Origin of the sequence: Trinickia sp., assembly GCF_051961175.1 — a bacterium.
GTDB lineage: Bacteria > Pseudomonadota > Gammaproteobacteria > Burkholderiales > Burkholderiaceae > Trinickia.
The window spans coordinates 1-17,496 of record NZ_JBQCDN010000239.1; the positions used below are offsets into that span (position 1 = coordinate 1).

Sequence of the window (17,496 nt, forward strand, 5' to 3'; positions counted from 1 at the left end):
TTCCGTCGACGCACCGGAATGGTGGCGGTTGGAATGACGTGCAATGGCGATATCCGCGACGCTTTCCTCTTCGAAGAAAAACTTCCGAGCGCCGAACGCGGGCTTGAGATCGTGGAGCCAGGTCGCCGCCGGATCGAACTTCGCATAGAACGGCCTGCGCACCCAGTCGGGGTTGCGGGCTTGCAGGAACTGAAGGGCGAATACTTTTTCGCCGCCGATTTCGACGATACCGTCGATGACCACCTTGCCGGGGAATGCGCTCATCGACGGGCCGCGGACCGTGCGCGCGAGGCCCGAGACGGTTTGATAAGCCGCTTGGAAAATCTCATAGGCTTTCGCCAGCGGCAACTGGAAATAGTGGCTAGGGCCGGTATCGCGTTCGACGAACATGTAATAGGGGATCGCGCCGAGCCGCACGCCCGTCGTCCACAGCTCCGCCCATCCCTTGGGATCTTCGTTGATGTGGCGAATCAGCGGCGCCTGCATTCGAAGGGTCGCGCCTGACGAGACGATACGCTTGACCGCACGTTGGGCGATGGCCGGCCGCAATTCCGCCGGGTGATTGTAGTGGCCCATGATCGCGAGATTCTTTCCCGACGCGACGACTTTTTCGAACAGGCGTATGAGATCGTCCGAATCCTTGTCCGTCACGAAGCGTTGCGGCCAATACGACACGGACTTCGTGCCGATGCGAATGTTTTGGATATGAGAGAGTTCGGGCGCCAGCAAGGGCTCGATGTAGCCGGCGAGAGACCGCGTATTCATGATCAGCGGATCGCCGCCGGTGATCAAGACATCGGTGACTTCCGTGTGTTGCTTCAGGTATTCGACGAGCTCGTTCGATTCGCGCGCGTCGAACTTGAGATCGTCCATGCCGACGAATTGCGGCCAGCGGAAACAGAACGTGCAATAGGCGTGACAGGTCTGTCCGGCGCTGGGGAAGAACAGCACGGTTTCTTTGTATTTATGCTGTAGCCCGCTTACCGGCTGGCCGTTCAGAAACGGGACGTTGTGCGTCATCTGGCCCGCCGGATGCGGGTTCATGCGCAGGCGGATCGCCCGTACGGCGTCTTCTATAGCCGCCTCGTCCTTCTTCTCGAGCACTAGCTCTCGAAGATGGGAATACTCGGCCGGCGAAAGCATGTCCCGATGAGGAAACGTCAGGCGATAAATCGGATCGTCCGGGATGTTGGTCCAATCGATCAGCTCGTCCATGACGTATTGATTCGTACGGAACGGCAAGACGCGAGAGACAACCTGCACGGCTTCTCTCAGGTCTGTGGAAAGCAACTGCCATTGCGGGGCCTGGCTGATCGTCTGGCGCGTATAGGGCTTGAACTTTGCGGGAAGCGCGTCGTTGGACATGATGCTCCTTCAAGTTGAAAGTGGAAAGTCGACAGGGGACGTTTATTTGAAAATAAAGAATGCGAACGAAATCGATAACGATCTGCCGCGATATGAAAGACATTGTTGCGATATGGTTTGCCGGGAGCAAACGATATAAACTCGCGACGTTGTGCGTTTGAGGAAGGATCCGTGAGACGAAAGATTCCGAGCATCGAAGCCCTGATCGCATTCGAGGCGGCGGCGCGCCACTTGAGTTTTACCCGCAGTGCGGACGAACTCGCGCTAACACAGAGCGCCGTCGGACGGCAGGTCGCGATGCTCGAAGCATATTTGGGTGTCGCGCTTTTCAATCGGGTCAAGAAGCGACTCAGTCTGACCGAGGTCGGTCAGCTCTACGCGAAGCAGGTGCGGGAGCATCTCGAGAGAATGGAGCGGGACACGCTGGCGGCGATGGCGCATCGGGATGCGGGGGGCATTCTGGAATTGGCGGTCATTCCGACGTTTGCGACGCGATGGTTGATCCCGCGGCTGCCGCAGTTCTATGAGGCGCATGCGGACATCGTCGTCAATCTGGCGACACGCGCCGAGCCGTTCCTGTTCACCGACACGCCATTCGATGCCGCGATTCACTTCGGCGATCCCATCTGGCCGGGAGCGGTCGCCAAACACCTGTTTGGCGAGGAGATGACGGCAGTATGCAGCCCGCGTTTGATGAAAGGGCGCACTAGCGTGGCGCCTCACGAGGTCCCGAGTTTCACGTTGTTGCATCAGTCCGCGCGTCCCGATGCGTGGCGGCAATGGCTCGCGCAGGCCGGCGTTCACGACGCCGACGGCATGAAAGGCCAGCGCTATGAGCTTTTTTCGATGCTCGTGGAGGCTGCCCGAGCGGGATTGGGTATTGCGCTTGTGCCGCGATTTCTCGTTGCGCACGAGTTGGCGGCAGGCGAACTGGTTTGTCCTTGCGATTTGCTGTTGCGTAGCGAGAAGGGCTACTACCTCGTTTATCCGGAACACAAACAGAATGCGCCCTGGCTACGGGCATTCGAGGCATGGCTGCTGTCGGCCGCACGCGCGTACGTCGAGCACGGCGGGCACGGCGGGCACAGCGGGCACAGCGGGCACAGCGGGCACGGCGGGCAATAGGCATGGACTCCATCTATCCTTAGTCCAAATGATTCGTTCGTTTTCTGATCGCCCCTTTCGATAATGGTCGTTCGATGAGGGTTGTTCGATGAATGGGGGAAAGCGATGCACGTATGCGGTAGGTCGAATTGGCCCCCCCGGCTCGTGACCGTTCCGGGTTTGCATGGCAGCGAAGAGGCGCACTGGCAGAGTTGGCTCCAGCGGCAGTTCGCACGTTCGCTTCGCGTCGAGCAATCCGATTGGGACATGCCCGACCTCGATCGATGGGCGCTTTCTGTTGGCAATCTCCTCGAGCGAAAGAAAGGGCCATTCATCATCGCGGCCCACAGCTATGGGTGTTTGGCCACTGCGCATGCGTTGACGCGTCACATATCGACGACCGATATTGCGGGAATCTTGTTCGTTGCGCCGGCCAGTCCCGACAAATTCATGTCATTCGGCCGATTCGATGCACGGCGGCTCGATGTACCGTCGATCCTGGTCGGCAGTGAGAACGATCCTTGGATGCCTGCCGCCGAGGCGCAGGAACTCGCCGGGCGGCTCGGTAGTGTGTTCGTCAATTTAGGCACCGTCGGGCATATCAACACGGCCGCGGGCTTCGGGCCTTGGCCTCGGGCCAAATTTTTCGTCGATACGTTGATCCATTGCGCGGCGCGGCGTGCGTTGCGCAATGAGAACGAGGAAACGGTTATGCGAGTGCTCGAAATCGGCAGCCGGGAGGTCACCGGGGCGTCGACGCTCCGGGAAAGGCTGACGAAGGCGACCTACGTCGCGTTCGACTAATACCCCGGACCCAACGTGGATGTTGTCAGGGACGCCCATCGGCTATCGCGCTACGACGTCGCGATCGACGCGATATCTTGGCGATACGTTCTATCCGGCGCCCATTTGAGCCATGATCACAAGCAACAATCGACGATCGACAATCAAAAGCGACGAATGATGCCGATCCCACCGGCAACCTGACTGCGCGTTAATCCGCTTGCGCTGCGCGTTCTTCCTGCTCGGCGAGCACACGCAGCGCAAGCTCCGACGTGCGTTTGATATGCGCGCGCGATGCCGCCGCCGCCGTTTCTCCATCTCGGCGTTCGATCGCGTCGAGCAGCGCATTCATCTCCCGATTCGATTCCTCGCTGCGGCCGGGTGTGGCGATCGTCATCGCTCGCAGCCGATTGATCCGTGCGTTGAGCGACTTCACCACCGTGAGCGACACCACCTTACCCGCGCCCTCGAACATCGCATCGTAGAACTCTTCCGTATGTTCGAGCACGCGCGGCACTTCGCCCGCGGCGAAGGCCGCTTCGATTTTTCGGCGGATCGCGCGTAGGCGCGCGACGAGATCCGGCGTGGCCCGTTCGGCGCACGCTTGTGCCGCGTGCGCTTCGAGCAGGCTGCGCAGTTCATAGATCTCGCCAACCTGGCTAGGATCGAGCCGGGCCACGACAGGCCCTTGCCGCGCGACGATCTCGACCAGACCTTCCGTCTCCAAATGTCGCAACACTTCGCGCACGACCGTGCGGCTGACCCCGAGCTCGTCGCATAGCGTCCGCTCGACGAGGCGCGCGCCCGGCTTGAAGTAACCCTGCACGATCGCGCCGCGCAACTTGTCGAGCGTGAGTTCTCTCAGCGTTTTGGCCGTTCGGTCGATTTTTAAGTCTGACATAGCGTAGAAAAGGGTAGACGAGCCGCTGTCCGCCACCGTGCATCGGCTCAGGCCGGCACTTGGCATTCCGTATTATCGACGATCTATCGCCTAACCGCGCTTCCCCGTCTGCATCCCCGCCGCCGAATGTCGGCTGAGACTGTTCTCCTTCTCGTTTCGGGCGAGAACCGTGCCAATCCGCCCGCCCTCCGTATCATGGTATTCCATAATATGTGGAACGCATCGTGCGCCGTAAGCTGGTATACCATAATCTCAACCGATGGCATTCACGGTCCCGAACCCCGTTAGGAGAAATGCGATGAAGCTGGAAGTGCGCAAGCTGGTTACCTATCTCGAAGACACGTTTATCGAAGGCGGTAAGGCCGCGCCCCGGCCCTTGAAGCTGTTCGCCGTCGCCGCCGTGCTCCGCAATCCCTGGGCCGGCCGCGGCTTCGTCGAGGATCTGAAGCCCGAGATTCACGGTCTCGCGCCGCAACTGGGCGAGCTGCTGACGGGCGAGATCCTGCGCGTCGTCGGGTCCGGCGAGGCGGTCGAGGGCTATGGCAAGGCCGCCATCGTCGGCACGTCCGGCGAGCTGGAGCACGCCTCGGCGCTGATCCATACGCTGCGCTTCGGCAATCACTACCGCAAGGCGGTCGGCGCCAAGAGCTATCTGGCCTTCACGAACGTGCGCGGCGGCCCGAATTGCCCGATCTCGATCCCGTTGATGCACAAGCACGACGAAGGAATGCGTTCGCACTACCTGACGGTGCAGTTCTCGATCGTCGATGCCCCCGCCCCCGACGAACTCGTAGTCGCGCTCGGCGCCTCGATCGGCGGGCGGCCGCATCACCGTATCGGTGATCGCTATCAGGACCTGAAGGAGCTTGAGTCCAATGAAGCCTGAACGCGCGCTCGATCGCGACGTGACAAGCGGCGACGCCGCGGGCACGCGCTACAGCGTCTACCCGTCGCAGTCGGGCGATGCGTCGGAAACGGTGGTGTTGATTCACGGCGTGGGCATGAACCATAGCGTGTGGGCACCACAGGTCGATGCATTGACCGCACGTTATCGCGTCGTCGCTTACGACATGCTCGGTCATGGCGGCAGCGTCTTGCCGACGGCGATGCCGACGCTCGATGAATATGCCTCGCAACTCGAGCGCCTCCTCGATGCGTTGCGAATCGAGCGTGCACATGTGGTCGGTCATTCGATGGGCGCGCTCGTCGCACTCGAGTTCGCGTTGACGCATCCGAGCCGCACGCGCAGTGTCGTCGCGTTGAATGCGGTGTACGACCGTACGCCCGGGCAGCGTGAAGCCGTGATGAATCGCGCCGCCACGTTGGGCGAGGCGCCGGCCGTGGCCGGCATCGACGTGACGCTCGAGCGTTGGTTCGGCGATCCCGTCCCCGCCCATCTGACCCAGGCGGCCGAAGCCGTGCGCGAACTGCTCTTGACGGTCGATCCCGTCGGCTATGCGCGCACCTACCAACTGTTCGCACGCTCCGACGATGCGCATGTCGGCCGCTTATCGAGCCTCGCCGTGCCCGCGCTGTTCTTGACGGGGGAGTGCGATGCGAACTCGAACCCGGCGATGTCGCTGGCGATGGCGGCGGCCGCGCCGCACGGCCGCGCCCAGATCATTGCCAACGAGCGCCATATGATGAACGTGACCAACCCGGCGCAAGTGAACGAAAGGTTGCTCGAATTTTTGCTGAGCGCATCGACCGCGACCGCGACCGTTGGCACGGTGGACGATCGACGTAACGACGCCGGAGGATGCCATGACTGAGACGATCAAAGAAACCGCGGTCGATATCGCCGAATTTCGCCGCGCGCTCGGCGCATTCGTGACGGGGGTCACGGTTGTTACGACGATTCAACCCGACGGCTCGCCGCGCGGCTTCACGGCGAATTCGTTCACGTCGGTCTCGCTCGATCCGCCGCTGATCCTCGTATGCATCGCGAAGACGGCGTCGAGCTACGCGGTGTTTTCGCAGACGAAACACTTTGCGATCAGCGTGCTGGCCGAAGACCAGAAGGCCGTATCGGGCGTCTTCGCCTCGAAGGCCGTGGACAAATTCTCGCAAGTGGCATGGCGTCAGCGTGTCACCGGTGCGCCCGTGATCGACGGTGCCGCCGCGAGCTTCGATTGCGCGACGCATGAAGTCGTCGATGCCGGCGATCACATCATTTTGATCGGCCGCGTCCTAGACTTCATTCATACGGCGTCGTCGCCGCTGGGCTATTGCCGTGGGGCTTACGTGAACTTCAGCTTGTCGCTCGATGCACTCGCCGCAGCGGGGCCGCGCGCGCATGTCGGTGCGATCCTCGAACATCGCGACGGCCTCGTGTTGCTCGATACGCCGCAAGGGCTGCAATTGCCCACGGGCGCAAAGCTAGAGCCTCAGAGCGATACCGCGAGCCTGCTCGGCGTATTGGCGAAGCTCGGCCTTCAAGTGCATCTGGACTTTCTGTTCGCCGTCTTCGAAGCAGGCAGCGGTCCGACACCGGGCGTTCAGATCTATTACCGGGGCCGTGTGAAGAACGACATCCTGCCGCAATCGGGCGGCCCGATGCGAATTGTTCCGCTGGCGCAGATTCCGTGGGACGCGGTTCGCGACGACGCCGTGCGCTCGATGCTGCAGCGTTATGTGCGCGAGCGCAGCGAGGATGCATTCGGCATCTACGTGGGCGATACCGAGACTGGCACGGTCCAGCCGCTCGCGCCGGCGCACTGAACCGAAGAGAACGCGGTACGAATTCATTAATCAAGAGACGATTGACGCGCGGCGAACGGTGCTCGGCAGTAACCCGGTCACTGCGCTGCCTGCGATAGGAGATGAACCATCATGAAGTTTTCGTTGTTCCTGCATATGGAGCGATACAACGAGCAGACGTCGCATCGCGAGCTGTTCGATCAGATGACCGAACTCGTGCAACTCGCCGAGCGCGGCGGGTTCGAAACGGCATGGATCGGCGAGCATCATGCGATGGAATTCACGATCGCGCCGAATCCGTTCGTCAATCTGTCGTACCTCGCGGCGAAGACCGAGCGCATTCGTCTCGGCACGGGCACAGTGATCGCGCCGTTCTGGCATCCGATCGCATTGGCCGGTGAAGCGGGCATGGTGGACGTGGCCAGCAACGGCCGGCTCGATCTGGGCATCGCCCGCGGAGCGTACTCGTTCGAATATGAACGCTTGCTGCCGGGGCTCGATGCGATGGGTGCCGGTGCACGGATGCGTGAGCTCGTTCCCGCATTGCGTCAGCTCTTCAAAGGCGACTATGCCCATCAAGGCGAGTTCTGGTCGTGGCCTTCGTCGACGCCGGTGCCGCGTCCGATCCAACAACCGCATCCGCCGATGTGGCTCGCCGCCCGCGACCCGAACTCGCATGCGTTCGCGGTGGCCAACGGCTGCAATGTGCAGGTGACCTCGCTGGCGGCCGGCGATGCCGAAGTGGCGAGCCTGATGGAGCGCTTCAACGCGGCTTGTGCCGCCAATCCGCAGGTGCCGCGCCCCGAAGTGATGATGCTGATGCACACGTTCGTCGGCGCGAATGCCGCGGAAGTGGATGCCGCCGTCGAAGACCTCGCGCGTTTTTATCGCTACTTCAGCAAGTGGTTCAAGAACGAGCGCCCGATCGAGCAGGGCTTCATCGAGCCGTTGACCGATGCCGACGTCGAGATGTTCCCGCAGTACTCGCCTGAAAACATCCGCAAGAACCTCGTCATCGGCGAGCCGAAGCAAGTCATCGAGCGCTTGAAGTGCTACGAGGAACTCGGCTACGACCAATACAGCTTCTGGCTCGATAGCCACATGAGCTTCGAGCGCAAGCGCAAATCGGTGGAGCTGTTCATCTCCGAAGTGATGCCGGCATTCGGCAAGCGTTGATCGCGCGCCTTTCGGCCAATTTCACGCAGGGAGTGGGCTAGACATGTTGCAACGTTTTCAGCAGTACATCGACGGCACGTTCGAACATGCCGCCAGCGAGTTCGACAGCATCGATCCCTCCACCGGGAACGTGTGGGCACGCATGCCGGCCGCGAGTGCGGACGATGTCGATCGCGCGGTGCGTGCGGCGCATCGCGCGTTGAACGACGCGGCGTGGGCAAACCTGACTGCCAGCGCACGCGGCAAGCTGCTGTATCGGCTCGCCGAGTTGATCGAACGCGACGCGCCGCGTCTTGCCGAACTCGAAACGCGGGACACCGGCAAGATCATCCGCGAAACGCGTGCCCAAATCGGCTATGTCGCCGAGTACTACCGCTACTACGCGGGGATTGCCGACAAGATTCAAGGCGCGTGGCTGCCCGTCGACAAGCCTGATATGGAGGTCACGCTGCGACGCGAGCCGGTGGGCGTCGTCGCGGCCATCGTGCCGTGGAATTCGCAGCTGTTTCTGTCGGCCGTGAAGGTCGGCCCCGCGCTTGCCGCGGGCTGCACGGTCGTGCTCAAGGCTTCCGAGGACGGTCCTGCGCCGTTGCTCGAATTCGCGCGGCTCGTGCACGAAGCGGGTTTCCCGAATGGCGTCGTCAATATCGTGACGGGCTTCGGGAACGATTGCGGACGCACGTTGACGAGCCACCCCCTCGTGTCGCGCATCGCCTTCACGGGTGGCCCCGAAACGGCGCGCCACGTCGTACGCAACTCGGCCGACAACCTGGCTGCGATGTCGCTCGAACTCGGCGGTAAGTCGCCCGTGCTCGTATTCGACGATGCCGATCTGGACAGCACGTGCAATGCCGTGATCGCCGGCATCTTCGCCGCTACGGGGCAAAGCTGCGTCGCGGGCTCGCGCCTGATCGTGCAGCGCGGTATTCACGATGCGCTCGTCGAGCGGTTGATCGCTCGGGCGCGGGCGATTCGTATCGGCGATCCGCAAGACATGGCCACCGAAATGGGGCCGCTCGCGACGCGTCGTCAACTCGACCATATCCAGCGCGTATTGGCGGCCAGCGTCGAAGCAGGCGGCCGCGTCGTCACCGGCGGCTCGCAGCCGGAGGGCGCGACAGCGGGGCACTACTTCTTGCCGACGATCGTCGACTGCCCGAACGCGCAAGTGCCCAGCGTGACGGAGGAGTTGTTCGGGCCGGTGCTCAGCGTCGTGACGTTCGATACGGAAGCGCAGGCCATCGCACTCGCGAACGACACGAAGTACGGCCTCGCTTCCGGCGTGTTCACCCGCGATTTGACGCGTGGGCATCGGCTCACGCGGGCGTTGCGCGCCGGCATCGTCTGGGTCAATACCTATCGTGCGGTGTCGCCGATCGTGCCGTTCGGCGGCTATGGCTTGAGCGGTCTCGGCCGTGAGGGCGGTTTCGAGGCGGTGCTCGAGTACACGCGCACGAAATCGGTATGGATCCGCACGTCGGACGAGCCCATCGCCGATCCGTTCGTGATGCGTTGAACGAACGAATCGAAGGTATGGAAGGCGAGCAAGCGGGCCACCCAACGCGAGCCATTCACGCAGGCGCTTGAAAAGGAGAGGAAGCGGCATGTTCTACGAAATTCGCACGTACCGCATCAAGACGGGTGGGATACCTGCCTATCTGAAGCTCGTCGAGGAAGAGGGCATCGAGTTGCAGAAGCGGTACCTGGGTCAATTGGTGGGGTATTTCCACTCCGAAATCGGCCCGCTGAACCAGATAGTTCACATCTGGGCTTATCCGAGCCTTGACGAACGTGAAAGCCGGCGCGCGGCGCTCGCCGAAGATCCCGCGTGGCGCGCATTCGCACCGAAGATCCAAGCGCTGATGGAAGAAATGGAAAACAAGATCATGAGGCCGACGGCTTTTTCGCCTCTCAAGTGAGTCAAGTGAGTCAAGTGAATCAAGCGATGCGCGATGACGAGCTGCTCTCTCGGCTCGGCGACATAAAACCATCTAGGAGACAAGCATGAACAGCAGAAGCATTTTCCGTACGGCAGCGTTGGTCGCGGTGTGCACGACGGCGTTTGCGGCAGCCGGCGCGCAAGCCGCCGATTCGATCGTTTTCACGAGCTGGGGCGGCACGACGCAATCGTCGCAGGACAAGGATTGGGCCAAGCCGTTCACGAAGGCGACGGGTATCAACGTAATGATGGACGGCCCGACCGATTACGGCAAGCTCAAGGCGATGGTCGATAGCGGCAACGTGACGTGGGATGTGGTCGACGTCGAAGGCGATTTTGCCTATGCCGCGCAAAAGGCCGGCCTGATCGAGCCGATCGATTATTCGGTCGTCAAGAAGGGCGAACTCGATCCGCGCTTCGCCTCGCCCGCCGCGGTGGGCAGCTTCTACTACTCGTTCGTGCTCGGTTACAACAAGTCGTCGTTCAAAGGCGCGCAGCCCTCGACCTGGGCCGACTTGTTCGACACCAAACGTTTCCCCGGCAAGCGCACGTTCTATAAGTGGTCGGCGCCCGGCGTGCTCGAAATCGCCCTGCTGGCCGACGGCGTGCCGCCGAACAAACTCTATCCGCTCGATCTCGATCGCGCGTTCAAGAAGCTGGACACGATCAAGAGCGACATCGTCTGGTGGAGCGGCGGTGCCCAGTCCCAGCAGTTGCTCGCATCGGGCGAGGCGCCGATCGGCATGTTCTGGAACGGACGCTTGCACGCGCTCGAACAGACAGGCGTACCGGTGGGCATCTCCTGGACGCAAAACCTGACGGCCGCGGACATGCTCGTGGTTCCGAAGGGCGCGAAGCACCGGGCCGAAGCGATGAAGTACCTCGCCGCCGCCACGAGCGCCGATGCGCAAGCGAAATTCGCCGCCGATACCGGATACGCCCCGATTAACGTGAAATCGCCTTCGCTGATGCCCGCCGCCGTCGCGAAGACGCTGCCCGATCAGTACAAATCGTCTCAGATCGATCTCGACATGAAGTACTGGGCGGACCATCGCGACGAGATCGCGAAGCGCTGGTACGCCTGGCAATCGAAGTAAGCCTTTCGCCAGGTGAGGGGCCTTTGGCGGTGCGCAGTTTTATCGCCGATGGCCCCAAGCTGCATCGTCCGTATTGGGAGTCACCATGCCTAACGTACTGAGTTCCACGGCGCATCCGGCCGCTCGGCCACCGCGCCGCCGACGCGATTGGCGCAGTTTCCGTCTGCTCGCGCCGGCGCTGCTGCTGCTCGTGATTTTCTTTCTGCTGCCCGTGCTCTCGCTGCTCCTGCGCAGCGTGCTCGAGCCGGCGCTGGGCTTGCAGAACTATACGCAGCTGCTCGGTTCGACGACGTACCTGCGCGTGTTCGGCAACACGTTTCTCGTGGCCGGCGTCGTGACGGTCGTGACCGTCGCGATCGGTTTCCCGACCGCGTGGCTGCTCGCGATCGCGCCGCGCAAGGTGAGCTCCCTGCTGTTCTCCATCTTGTTGTTGTCGATGTGGACAAACTTGCTGGCGCGGACTTTCGCCTGGATGGTGCTGCTGCAGGCGACGGGGCCGATCAACCGGATGCTGATGGCGCTCGGCCTCATTCACGAACCGTTGGCGCTCGTGAACAACCTCATCGGCGTGACGATCGGCATGACCTACATCATGCTGCCGTTCCTGGTGATGCCGCTGCACGCGACGTTGCGCAGCATCGATCCGTCGACGCTGCGGGCGGCCGCCGTCTGCGGGGCCAGCCGGTGGCAGGCGTTTTGGCGCGTGCTTGTGCCGCTTGCGATGCCCGGCATCGCGTCGGGCGCGCTGATGGTGTTCGTCATGGCGCTCGGCTACTTCGTCACGCCTGCATTGCTCGGCGGCCCTTCGTACATGATGCTGGCCGAGTTGATCGCCCAACTCGTACAGGAACTGCTGAACTGGGGGCTCGCGGGTGCCGCCGCATTCGTGCTGCTGGCCGTGACGCTTTCGTTGTATGCGCTGCAACTCCGTTTCACCGGCGGTGCGCGCGCAAGCTTGGGAGGGCGCTGAGATGCTGCTCGATTTCGACCGCCTGGGCGGATTGCGCTGGGCCTTGATGACGGTAGGCGGTGCCGTCGCGCTTTTTCTGCTGTTGCCGATCGCCTTCATCGTCGCACTCTCGTTCGGCGATTCGCAGTGGCTGATTTTTCCGCCGCCGGGCTGGACGCTGGAATGGTATCGCCAACTCTTCACGGACCCGGGCTGGCTCGGTTCTTTGCTGACGAGCTTCGAGCTTGCCGTGATCGTCACGTTCTTCTCGGTGTTGATCGGCCTGCTCGCGTCGCTCGCACTCGTGCGCGGCAAATTCCGCGGACGCGGTGCCGTACAGGCGTTCTTTCTGACGCCGATGGTGCTGCCCGTCGTCGTGCTCGCGGTGGCGCTGTATGCCTTTACGCTGCGTATCGGCCTGAACGGCACGATGGTGGGCTTCGTGATCGGCCATCTGATCATTGCCCTGCCGTTCTCGATCATTTCGATCAGCAACTCGCTCGTGAGCTTCGATACGGCGCTCGAGGATGCCGCACTCGTCTGCGGCGCTTCGCCGCTCGAAGTGAAGCTGCGCGTGACCCTGCCCGCGATCAAGCTCGGGCTCTTCGCGGCAGCGATTTTCTCGTTCCTCGCATCGTGGGACGAAGTGGTGGTGTCGATCTTCATGGCGAGCCCGACGTTGCAAACGCTGCCGGTGCGGATCTGGACGACGCTGCGGCAGGACTTGACGCCGGTTGTCGCGGCGGCGTCCTCGTTGCTCGTCGGCCTGACGACGGTATTGATGGTGGCGGGCGCGCTATTGCGCCGCGCCCGATGAAAGAGGTGAACCAGCCATGACTACTGCATTCCTGCAAATCCAGCGCTTGCGCAAGACGTACGACGACGTGGTCGCGATCGACCACGTGTCGCTGGACGTGCGTAAGGGCGAATTCATGACGTTCCTCGGGCCGTCCGGCTCGGGCAAGAGCACGACGCTCTACATCGTCGCGGGCTTTCAAGAGCCGACCGAAGGGCGCGTCTTGCTCGACGGCAAGCCGTTGCTGTCGGTGGCGCCGAACAAGCGCAACATCGGCATGGTGTTTCAGCGCTACACGTTGTTTCCGCATTTGACCGTCGGGGAAAACGTGGCGTTTCCGCTGCGTGTGCGTCGCCGCCCCGAGGCGGAAGTGAAAGCGAAAGTCGAGAAGATGCTCAAACTCGTGCATTTGGCCGAATGCCGCGACCGCATGCCGGCGCAGCTGTCGGGCGGACAGCAGCAGCGCGTCGCCATCGCTCGCGCGTTGGCCTACGATCCGCCCGTGCTGCTGATGGACGAACCGCTCTCCGCGCTGGACAAGAAACTGCGTGAGGAGATTCAACTCGAGCTGCGCCGCATCCACCAAGAGACGGGGGTCACGATTCTCTATGTGACGCACGATCAGGAAGAGGCGCTGCGTCTGTCGGATCGCATTGCCGTCTTCAACAAAGGCGGCATCGAGCAGGTCGGAACCGGCGAGGAGCTGTATGCCAACCCGGCATCGCGCTTCGTCGCGAGCTTCATCGGCAATTCGAATTTCCTGCCGATGAAGGTGACCTCGAACAGCGAGGGGGGCGTGAAGGGCGTGTTTCCGAACGGCCATGCGGTGGCGGCGGGATCCGCGCCGACACTGAATTCCGGCGAGGACGGTGCGCTGATGATCCGCCCCGAGCAAATGCGTATTCGGGCATTGCAAAGTGCGAACGGTGAAGCGGGGCTACCCGTCACCGTGCGCGATATCACGTATCTCGGCGATGCGATGCATTACGCCGTCGCCACGCCTTGGCAGCAGGAGATTTCGATTCGGATGCCGGCAGCCCAGCGGCATGAGAGCGGGCTCGCGATCGGTACGCAGGCGTTCGTCGAATGGGATGCGCGCGACGTGCGCGTATTTGCCGGAGCATGACGTCGGACATGACGGATATGAGCAACATGAGCGACATGAGCGACGCATTGCCTTCACTGAAAGTCGAGCGTCGAACGACGACGCTGCGTGAACTCGTGCTCGAGAAAATGCGCACCGCCATTCTCGAGGCGCATTTTCAGCCGGGCGAGCGGCTCGTCGAGCGTTCGCTCTGCGAGGGGCTCGGCGTAAGCCGTACCGTCGTACGCGAAGTGTTGCGGCATCTCGAAGCTGAAGGCCTCGTCGATTCGATTCCGAACCAAGGGCCGATCGTCGCCGTGATCGACGGGGACACGGCCGCGCAAATCTATGAAATCCGCGCGCTGCTCGAAGGCGATGCCGCGATGGCCTGTGCGAAACATGCCGACGATGCCGTGATATCGCGGCTCGCCGGCTGCATTGGCCACATCGAGCGCGCATTCGAGGAACGTGACCATCAGCGGGTTCGGGAACTGACGACGACATTCTATGAGGCGCTGTTTCATGGAGGCGACAGACATGTCGCCTGGGAAATCGTGCAGACGTTGAACGCGAGAATCAATCGCTTGCGCGCGATGACGATCGCCTCCGAGGATCGAGGGCGACAGGCCGTCGCCGAAATGAACCGGATACTCGATGCGATCCGTAGCCGGGATCCGCGGCGGGCTCGCGATGCCGCGACGGCACACGTGGCACGCGTTGCCGCGATCGCTGCGCAACTGTTGCGGCACAGCGGTGAGCCGCAAGGAAGCGGCGAACCTGACGAAACCCATCGATCCGCCGGCTGCACAACACTCTGACATTCTTCTCAAGGCTTTCCATGGATCTCGAGCATGCATTGAAGGACCCCTCGCTATTGCGGCACTTGGCCTATATCGACGGCGAGTGGCAAGCCGCCGATTCGGGCGCGACGTTCGACGTGTTCGACCCGGCAACGGGCGCGTCGCTCGGCGGCGTGCCGAACATGGGCGCGGCGGAGACGGCCCGTGCGATCGATGCGGCTCAGGCCGCGTGGGCCCCGTGGCGCCGGAAAACCGCGAAAGAGCGGGCCGCCATCCTGCGCCGCTGGTTCGACCTGATGATCGCGAACAGCGACGATCTCGCGTTGATCCTGACGACGGAACAGGGCAAACCGCTTGCCGAAGCCAAGGGCGAGATCGCTTACGCGGCCTCGTTCATCGAATGGTTTGCCGAAGAAGGCAAACGGGTGGCGGGGGATACGCTGCCCACGCCCGCCGCGGATAAGCGGATCGTAGTCGTCAAAGAGCCGATCGGTGTCTGTGCCGCGATCACGCCATGGAATTTCCCCGCCGCGATGATTACGCGCAAGGTGGGCCCCGCGCTGGCGGCCGGTTGCCCCATCGTCGTCAAGCCAGCCGAATCGACGCCGTTTTCGGCGCTGGCCATGGCGGTGCTCGCCGAGCGGGCCGGCGTTCCGAAAGGCGTATTGAGCGTCGTCACGGGCGACCCAAAGGCGATCGGCGCCGAGATGACGCGCAACCCCATCGTTCGGAAGCTGTCGTTTACGGGATCGACGGCGGTCGGGCGGCTGTTGATGGCGCAAAGCGCGCCGACGGTGAAGAAGCTGTCGCTGGAGCTGGGGGGCAACGCGCCGTTTATCGTTTTCGACGATGCCGATCTCGACGCGGCCGTCGAAGGCGCCATTGCATCGAAATACCGCAACAACGGACAAACGTGCGTGTGCACGAATCGCTTTTACGTGCATGAGCGTGTCTATGACGCGTTCGCGAGCAAGCTCGCCTCGGCGGTCGACGCACTCAAGGTGGGACGCGGAACGGAGCCCGGTGTCACGCTCGGGCCATTGATCAACGAAGCGGCGGTGAAGAAGGTCGAATCGCATATTGCGGATGCGCTTGCCAAAGGCGCGTCGCTCGCGACGGGCGGAAAGCGTCACCCGCTGGGCCACGGCTTTTTCGAGCCGACGGTATTGACCGGCGTGAAACCCGGCATGGATGTGACGAAAGAAGAGACTTTCGGGCCGCTCGCGCCACTGTTCCGGTTTTCGTCGGACGACGAGGTGGTGCGCCTCGCAAACGATACCGAGTTCGGCCTCGCCGCGTATTTCTACAGCCGTGACATCGGGCGCGTCTGGCGTATCGCCGAGGCGCTGGAGTACGGCATGGTGGGGATCAACACGGGCCTGATTTCGAATGAAGTCGCGCCGTTCGGCGGCGTCAAGCAATCGGGGCTCGGCCGCGAAGGATCGCATTACGGGATCGACGACTATGTCGTAATCAAGTATCTGTGCGTCGCCGTGTGACAGCCCGAACGCGAGCGGCGTGGATAGAGTGGGTGGTTGTTCGAAGGGGAGTAACGCGTTGAATCAAAAAAATGGATTGGGATTTCGGAGACTCCGATGAAATTAGACCGTAGAAATAAGTTCGTACTCGTCAGCAGCCTCTGCGCGGGATGCTTGCTGCCCGGCGTGGCCGCCGCGCAATCGTCCGTGACGTTGTACGGCGTGATCGATGAAGGTATCGACTACGTCAACAACAGCGGCGGCAGTCATCTGTGGCGCATGCGCGACGGCACCTACGACGGCATGTACGGCAGCCGTTGGGGCCTGAAGGGCAGCGAAGATCTCGGCAATGGCTTGAGCGCAATCTTCAAGCTCGAAGCGGGCTTCAGCTTGGAAAACGGGCAAATGCGCCAAGGCGGCCGGGAATTCGGCCGGCAAGCGTATGTCGGCCTTTCGAAGACGGATGTCGGTACCGTGACGTTCGGGCGCCAGTACGATTCGATCGTCGACTATGTGCAGCCGGTCACGGCGGTGGGCCAATTCGGCGGGGTGTTCGTGCGCGGTGGCGACATCGACAACACGGATAACTCGTTCCGCGTCGATAATTCGGTCAAGTATGCGAGCCCGTCATTCGGCGGCTTCACGTTCGGCGGCATGTATTCGTTCACGAATTCGAATGCACCGGGCGTCGGCACCACCGGCATGTGGAGCTTGGGTGCGGCCTATTCGCATGGCGGGTTCAACGCGGGCGCGGCTTATTTCTACGCGAAGAATCCTGCGGCGCGGTTCACGGACGGCGACTTCATCGGCAATACCACGGGTGCCGCGATCGGCGCGAGCGGTCCGTTCAGTTATGTCGGTGCACCGCATAACGAACGTATCATCGGCGTCGGCGCGGACTACGCGTTCGGCCCGGCAACGGCAGGCGTCGATTACACCAACACGAAGTTCGACGACGCGAACGGTACGACGAGTTCCGTGACGTTCAGCAACTACGAGGTGTGGGGGCAGTACAAGGTCACGCCTGCCGCTACGTTGGGCGCTGCGTATGCCTATACCGACGGCAAGGTGAACTACAACGGCACGAAGCCCAAATACCATCAGGTCTCGCTGATGGGCAGCTACGCGCTGTCGAAGCGGACGTCGTTCTATGCGATGGCCGGCGTTCAGCAGGCGGCCGGGGATGCCAGGCAGGCCGACATCTTCGACTTTTCGATCGGCGATGCATCGACGACACGGCGGCAGGTGATGGCCCGCATCGGCATGTTGCATCAGTTTTAAAGGCAGTAGAGGCGAACCGCCCGTCGTCCAGTCGACCTGAGCG

17 protein-coding genes are annotated in these 17,496 nt (G+C 62.3%); 15 read left to right on the forward strand and 2 right to left on the reverse strand.

Annotated elements, in window-relative coordinates; genetic code table 11:
• Window positions 1-1,365: KamA family radical SAM protein (locus ACTHL0_RS14610; RefSeq protein ID WP_440567516.1), on the reverse strand; the 1,365-nt coding region annotated here is incomplete at its 3' end.
• Window positions 1,366-1,536: 171 nt separating this feature from the next.
• On the opposite strand from ACTHL0_RS14610, the gene ACTHL0_RS14615 reads away from it, so the two are divergent.
• Window positions 1,537-2,490 carry a LysR family transcriptional regulator gene (locus tag ACTHL0_RS14615; RefSeq protein ID WP_440567518.1) on the forward strand — a complete coding sequence of 318 codons (954 nt, stop codon included), beginning with the start codon at window positions 1,537-1,539 and terminating at the stop codon, window positions 2,488-2,490.
• A gap of 105 nt (window positions 2,491-2,595) precedes the next feature.
• Entirely contained in the window at window positions 2,596-3,273 is a 678-nt protein-coding gene (locus tag ACTHL0_RS14620) for an RBBP9/YdeN family alpha/beta hydrolase (protein ID WP_440567520.1), read from the forward strand.
• A 190-nt stretch (window positions 3,274-3,463) separates the two neighbouring features.
• On the opposite strand, the gene ACTHL0_RS14625 is transcribed toward ACTHL0_RS14620, so the two are convergent.
• The gene (locus ACTHL0_RS14625) at window positions 3,464-4,153 is read right to left on the reverse strand and encodes a GntR family transcriptional regulator (protein ID WP_440567521.1); all 690 of its coding nucleotides are present in this window, start codon (window positions 4,151-4,153) and stop codon (window positions 3,464-3,466) included.
• A 298-nt stretch (window positions 4,154-4,451) separates the two neighbouring features.
• Here ACTHL0_RS14625 and ACTHL0_RS14630 point away from each other — a divergent pair, with 298 nt between their 5' ends.
• From ACTHL0_RS14630 to ACTHL0_RS14690, 13 genes are all read left to right on the forward strand, one after another.
• Entirely contained in the window at window positions 4,452-5,039 is a 588-nt protein-coding gene (locus ACTHL0_RS14630; protein WP_440567522.1) for an amino acid synthesis family protein, read from the forward strand.
• Window positions 5,029-5,925, forward strand: a complete 897-nt coding sequence (locus ACTHL0_RS14635; RefSeq protein ID WP_440567524.1) for an alpha/beta fold hydrolase — start codon at window positions 5,029-5,031, stop codon at window positions 5,923-5,925. Before ACTHL0_RS14630 ends, ACTHL0_RS14635 begins: the two co-directional genes overlap by 11 nt.
• The gene (locus tag ACTHL0_RS14640; protein ID WP_440567526.1) at window positions 5,918-6,874 is read left to right on the forward strand and encodes a flavin reductase family protein; all 957 of its coding nucleotides are present in this window, start codon (window positions 5,918-5,920) and stop codon (window positions 6,872-6,874) included. Before ACTHL0_RS14635 ends, ACTHL0_RS14640 begins: the two co-directional genes overlap by 8 nt.
• Before the next feature lie 111 nt (window positions 6,875-6,985).
• Entirely contained in the window at window positions 6,986-8,029 is a 1,044-nt protein-coding gene (locus ACTHL0_RS14645; RefSeq protein WP_440567527.1) for an LLM class flavin-dependent oxidoreductase, read from the forward strand.
• 43 nt (window positions 8,030-8,072) lie between these two features.
• Window positions 8,073-9,545, forward strand: coding sequence for an aldehyde dehydrogenase (locus ACTHL0_RS14650; RefSeq protein ID WP_440567529.1), 1,473 nt, complete (start codon window positions 8,073-8,075; stop codon window positions 9,543-9,545).
• Between the two features lie 88 nt (window positions 9,546-9,633).
• The gene (locus ACTHL0_RS14655) at window positions 9,634-9,948 is read left to right on the forward strand and encodes an NIPSNAP family protein (RefSeq protein WP_440567531.1); all 315 of its coding nucleotides are present in this window, start codon (window positions 9,634-9,636) and stop codon (window positions 9,946-9,948) included.
• Window positions 9,949-10,033: 85 nt separating this feature from the next.
• Window positions 10,034-11,065, forward strand: a complete 1,032-nt coding sequence (locus tag ACTHL0_RS14660; protein ID WP_440567533.1) for an ABC transporter substrate-binding protein — start codon at window positions 10,034-10,036, stop codon at window positions 11,063-11,065.
• Between the two features lie 85 nt (window positions 11,066-11,150).
• Window positions 11,151-12,035 (forward strand): ABC transporter permease, encoded by an 885-nt coding sequence (locus tag ACTHL0_RS14665; RefSeq protein WP_440567534.1) that lies wholly within the window; start codon window positions 11,151-11,153, stop codon window positions 12,033-12,035.
• A gap of 1 nt (window position 12,036) precedes the next feature.
• A complete protein-coding gene (locus tag ACTHL0_RS14670) occupies window positions 12,037-12,831 on the forward strand; it encodes an ABC transporter permease (RefSeq protein WP_440567536.1) in 795 nt (264 codons plus the stop codon).
• Window positions 12,832-12,847: 16 nt separating this feature from the next.
• Entirely contained in the window at window positions 12,848-13,936 is a 1,089-nt protein-coding gene (locus ACTHL0_RS14675) for an ABC transporter ATP-binding protein (RefSeq protein ID WP_440567538.1), read from the forward strand.
• Between the two features lie 35 nt (window positions 13,937-13,971).
• Window positions 13,972-14,712, forward strand: coding sequence for a GntR family transcriptional regulator (locus tag ACTHL0_RS14680; protein ID WP_440567551.1), 741 nt, complete (start codon window positions 13,972-13,974; stop codon window positions 14,710-14,712).
• A gap of 20 nt (window positions 14,713-14,732) precedes the next feature.
• Window positions 14,733-16,193, forward strand: a complete 1,461-nt coding sequence (locus tag ACTHL0_RS14685) for an NAD-dependent succinate-semialdehyde dehydrogenase (RefSeq protein WP_440567540.1) — start codon at window positions 14,733-14,735, stop codon at window positions 16,191-16,193.
• Between the two features lie 96 nt (window positions 16,194-16,289).
• Window positions 16,290-17,453 (forward strand): porin, encoded by a 1,164-nt coding sequence (locus tag ACTHL0_RS14690; RefSeq protein ID WP_440567541.1) that lies wholly within the window; start codon window positions 16,290-16,292, stop codon window positions 17,451-17,453.
• The last annotated feature ends 43 nt before the right edge of the window (window positions 17,454-17,496 follow it).

Coding starts and splice junctions, on each gene's coding strand:
- ACTHL0_RS14680 (WP_440567551.1), top strand. CDS start 13,972: ATGAGCGACGCATTGCCTTCACTGAAAGTCGAGCGTCGAACGACGACG.
- ACTHL0_RS14645 (WP_440567527.1), top strand. CDS start 6,986: ATGAAGTTTTCGTTGTTCCTGCATATGGAGCGATACAACGAGCAGACG.
- ACTHL0_RS14620 (WP_440567520.1), top strand. CDS start 2,596: ATGCACGTATGCGGTAGGTCGAATTGGCCCCCCCGGCTCGTGACCGTT.
- ACTHL0_RS14650 (WP_440567529.1), top strand. CDS start 8,073: ATGTTGCAACGTTTTCAGCAGTACATCGACGGCACGTTCGAACATGCC.
- ACTHL0_RS14675 (WP_440567538.1), top strand. CDS start 12,848: ATGACTACTGCATTCCTGCAAATCCAGCGCTTGCGCAAGACGTACGAC.
- ACTHL0_RS14660 (WP_440567533.1), top strand. CDS start 10,034: ATGAACAGCAGAAGCATTTTCCGTACGGCAGCGTTGGTCGCGGTGTGC.
- ACTHL0_RS14665 (WP_440567534.1), top strand. CDS start 11,151: ATGCCTAACGTACTGAGTTCCACGGCGCATCCGGCCGCTCGGCCACCG.
- ACTHL0_RS14625 (WP_440567521.1), bottom strand. CDS start 4,153: ATGTCAGACTTAAAAATCGACCGAACGGCCAAAACGCTGAGAGAACTC.
- ACTHL0_RS14685 (WP_440567540.1), top strand. CDS start 14,733: ATGGATCTCGAGCATGCATTGAAGGACCCCTCGCTATTGCGGCACTTG.
- ACTHL0_RS14635 (WP_440567524.1), top strand. CDS start 5,029: ATGAAGCCTGAACGCGCGCTCGATCGCGACGTGACAAGCGGCGACGCC.
- ACTHL0_RS14690 (WP_440567541.1), top strand. CDS start 16,290: ATGAAATTAGACCGTAGAAATAAGTTCGTACTCGTCAGCAGCCTCTGC.
- ACTHL0_RS14630 (WP_440567522.1), top strand. CDS start 4,452: ATGAAGCTGGAAGTGCGCAAGCTGGTTACCTATCTCGAAGACACGTTT.
- ACTHL0_RS14640 (WP_440567526.1), top strand. CDS start 5,918: ATGACTGAGACGATCAAAGAAACCGCGGTCGATATCGCCGAATTTCGC.
- ACTHL0_RS14655 (WP_440567531.1), top strand. CDS start 9,634: ATGTTCTACGAAATTCGCACGTACCGCATCAAGACGGGTGGGATACCT.
- ACTHL0_RS14670 (WP_440567536.1), top strand. CDS start 12,037: ATGCTGCTCGATTTCGACCGCCTGGGCGGATTGCGCTGGGCCTTGATG.